The organism is Streptomyces colwelliae (genome assembly GCF_048158785.1).
Taxonomy (GTDB): Bacteria; Actinomycetota; Actinomycetes; order Streptomycetales; family Streptomycetaceae; genus Streptomyces.
The window spans coordinates 1-3,068 of the sequence record NZ_JBLTJC010000652.1 but is presented as its reverse complement, the minus strand read 5'-3'; the positions used below and the strand labels follow the sequence as shown (position 1 = coordinate 3,068).

The window sequence follows — 3,068 nt, the reverse complement described above, 5'->3', positions numbered from 1 at the left end:
GTCTGTGTGCAATGAATTGATGTAGCTCAGCTCGACGTGTAGAAATTCGAGCTTTGTTCGGAAGTGCTCTTCGACAAAGCTTGAGAGTTCGGTGGCTCGTTGGGTCAGAGTCTTCAGTATGTACCCGTGTCGCTTTCGCGGAGGTGGATCGCGGTGGGGAGGGCGGCGACCTCGACGCAGGCGTTGCCGTCGCCGCTGCCGGAGAAGGATGACTTCTGCCAGTAGAGGGTGCGGCTCATGGTGTGACTCGCAGCTTCTTTGTCAGGGGTGCTGGGGGAAGGTGCCGGTGCGTATTGCTTGCAGCAGGTGGGTGAGGGGAGTGGGCGTGGTGGTGAGTTCGGTGGTCGGGGTGTCTGATTCGCGGAGGTGGATCGCGGTGGGGGATGCGGCGAGTTCGACGCAGGCGTTGCCTTCGCCGCCGCCGGAGTATGACGACTTCTGCCAGTTGTCGAGGGTGGCCATGGCTCGCCTCACAGTTCCTTAGCCAGCTGGTGGATGAATTCCCGCGACCGCTCGGGGGCGAGCGACACCGCCTCCACTTTACGGAAGAGCGTTCGAAAGTGGTCCAGTTGGGCTGCTGAGTCGATAAACGCGGTGCCATGCGGTGCGTCGCGTACGACGGTGTCCAGCGCGGGGACGGCACCTCCCGCGTACACCATGGTGCTTCCGGCGCCGGCGAAGTCGTCGAGGTCGAACGGGATGACGCGCACGGTGACGTTATCCGCCTCCGACAGGTCCAGGATGCGGGCCAGTTGAGACCGGAAGGCTGTCCGGCCGCCGATCCTGATGCGGAGCGCCGCTTCGTGGATCACCGTTTCATAGGGGGTGGGTCGGGCGTCGATGATCAGGCGGCGTTGCATGCGGTGGTTCACGCAGGCGTCGAGTTCGATCGAGGGGAGTTCGGGCGTGGTGAACGAGAAGAGCGCACGGGCGTAGTCCTCGGCCTGGAGAAGCCCCGGGATGTGCAGGAAGTCCACGTCCCATCGGTAAGTGGCGTGGTGCTCCAGTTCGGACAGGTCGAGGAAAGGCGTGGGCAGTAGCCCCCGGTACTCCTCCCACCAGCCGTGGGTCCGATCAGCTGCCATGGCCACCAGCGCCTCGACCAACTCGGTGTCGGTGCACGCGTAGTGAGCGGCAAGTCGTCGTACTCGCTCTCCGCTCACCCCTGCCGTGCCGAACTCGATCTGGCTGATCTGCGCCGAGTCCGCCCCGAGCAGGGTCGCGGCCTCACGTCCCTTGATCCCCGCCGCCTCGCGTAGTTTCCGCAACTCGGCACCCAGACGCTCTTGCCGCGCGGTGGGCTGTTTCCTGCGCGCCATGGCTTCCTCCTCGTCCCAACTGCGCTACGGCAACGCCTCGTTCGGGGGCAGATTACGGCAACGACTTGCGCGGTCCCAAATTATGGCCCTACCGTCAGTGATGCGCCGCACACGTTGCGGAACGCCGGGTAGCCGGAAGCGCACCGCTCCGTCCTGCCATGACGGCTGCGGCACTGCCACCGTCCCTGAACCTCAACTCCCCTCCACTCAACCGGAGTTCACGCATGCCCGAAACCGAACACCCCGCCCCCTGGGAGTACTCCCTCAACATCCCCAACGACCCCCGCGCCGTCACGATCAGTCGCCGCACCCTCCGCCTGATCCTCACGATGCACGGACTGATCGGCCTGGTCGACACCGCCGAACTCCTCGCAACGGAGCTGGTGGGCAACGCCGTTCGCCACACTGAGGGACCCGCCGCGCTACGAGTCTCCTGGGCGCCCAGCGTCCTCCGCATCGGCGCCTGGGACGCGAACCCCGAACCCCCGGAGCCCCCACATGAGTTGACCGCGATCACCGATCTGGAGGAGGGCCGCGGCCTTGCCCTGGTCAGGGCCTGCGCCAACCTCTGGGGCTGGCAGCCCCTGTCCAGGAACGGCCACCGCGGCAAGTACGTCTGGTGCGAACTGGGCCGCGCGGCCTGAACGTTCCTTCGCCCCTCGAAAGAGTGAACGCCCCCGAATCGGCCGGACAGCCCGGTCCTTGATCCATCTAGGTTGCGCACATGGTCACATCAGCTCACGAGGGCATGCACCGCATCTTCCAGGAGCGGCCCGAGATCCTCACGCCCGTCTTCGGTGTGCTGGGCATCGCGTTACCCGAGAAGGCGGCGGTCTACGCGATCACCTCCGACGTGACGGAGACCCGGCCGATCGCACGGCACATCGACACCGCGCTGCGGATCTGCCCGTCGGACGGGGAGGACTTCCTGCTCGCCGTCGAGTCGCAGGAACGGCGCGACGACAGGAAGGAGGCGAGCTGGCCGTACTACGTCGCCTACCTCCAGTCGAAGTACAAGCTGCCGGTACTTCTGCTCGTGCTCTGCCGCGACCGGGCCACGGCCAAGTGGGCGGCCGGTCCGTTCGACTGCGGCACACGCGGCTGGACCGTCCAGCGAACGTGGCCCCTCGTCGTCGGACCGGACAACCTCCCGATGATCACGGACGCGAGGACCGCGGCCAGAAACCCCGCGATGGCCGCCTTCTCCGCCCTGACACACGCCAACAACCGCGACTGCGACGCCATACTGGACGCACTGGACCATGCCCTGACAGGCATGGACACAGACGCCTCCGACTACATCTACCAATTCCTGGACGTCACCCTCGGGGAGACCCCCGCCGGCGACAAATGGAGGAGCATCATGGGTTTCGTCAACTACTTCCCCGGCCGGGGCCACCTCATGGAGAGGGCCTATCTCGAGGGCCAGGCCGAGGGCAAAGCCGCGGGCGAGGCCGCGTTGATCCTGCGACTGCTGGAGAACCGCGGAATCTTTGTCTCCGAGGACACCCGGGAACGCATCACGTCCTGCGCCGATCTCCACACCCTCACGACCTGGTTCGACCGGGCCCTGACGGCCACGGCCTCCGAAGACCTGTTCGGCGTAGAGGCGGACGGTGTGGATGGCGCGGATGCCTCGGCGGTGGGTTCGCAGGACGCCTCCTTCTGAGTCTGACCCCGCCGCTCGATCCCGCCCCCAACACCCCGTCATTGACGGAATGTTGACCGGTGTATGGCACAGCATTGGCG

At 66.0% G+C, this 3,068-nt stretch carries 5 protein-coding genes; 2 read left to right on the top strand and 3 right to left on the bottom strand.

All coding sequences use genetic code 11. The features are described from left to right. Window positions 1-113: 113 nt before the first annotated feature. The 3 genes from ACNFOC_RS52670 to ACNFOC_RS52660 are packed head-to-tail and all read right to left on the bottom strand — an operon-like array spanning window position 114 to window position 1,319. Window positions 114-239, bottom strand: coding sequence for a DUF397 domain-containing protein (locus ACNFOC_RS52670; protein ID WP_416966070.1), 126 nt, complete (start codon window positions 237-239; stop codon window positions 114-116). Window positions 240-261: 22 nt separating this feature from the next. Beyond that, on the bottom strand, window positions 262-462 hold the full coding sequence (locus ACNFOC_RS52665) for a DUF397 domain-containing protein (protein ID WP_416966069.1): 201 nt from the start codon (window positions 460-462) through the stop codon (window positions 262-264). A gap of 8 nt (window positions 463-470) precedes the next feature. After that, a complete protein-coding gene (locus ACNFOC_RS52660; protein WP_416966068.1) occupies window positions 471-1,319 on the bottom strand; it encodes a helix-turn-helix domain-containing protein in 849 nt (282 codons plus the stop codon). A 224-nt stretch (window positions 1,320-1,543) separates the two neighbouring features. Between ACNFOC_RS52660 and ACNFOC_RS52655 the strand changes: the two genes are divergently transcribed. Both ACNFOC_RS52655 and ACNFOC_RS52650 read left to right on the top strand, forming a co-directional pair. Beyond that, window positions 1,544-1,963, top strand: coding sequence for an ATP-binding protein (locus ACNFOC_RS52655; RefSeq protein WP_416966067.1), 420 nt, complete (start codon window positions 1,544-1,546; stop codon window positions 1,961-1,963). 80 nt (window positions 1,964-2,043) lie between these two features. Continuing rightward, a complete protein-coding gene (locus tag ACNFOC_RS52650; protein ID WP_416966066.1) occupies window positions 2,044-2,988 on the top strand; it encodes a hypothetical protein in 945 nt (314 codons plus the stop codon). Window positions 2,989-3,068 lie beyond the last annotated feature (80 nt).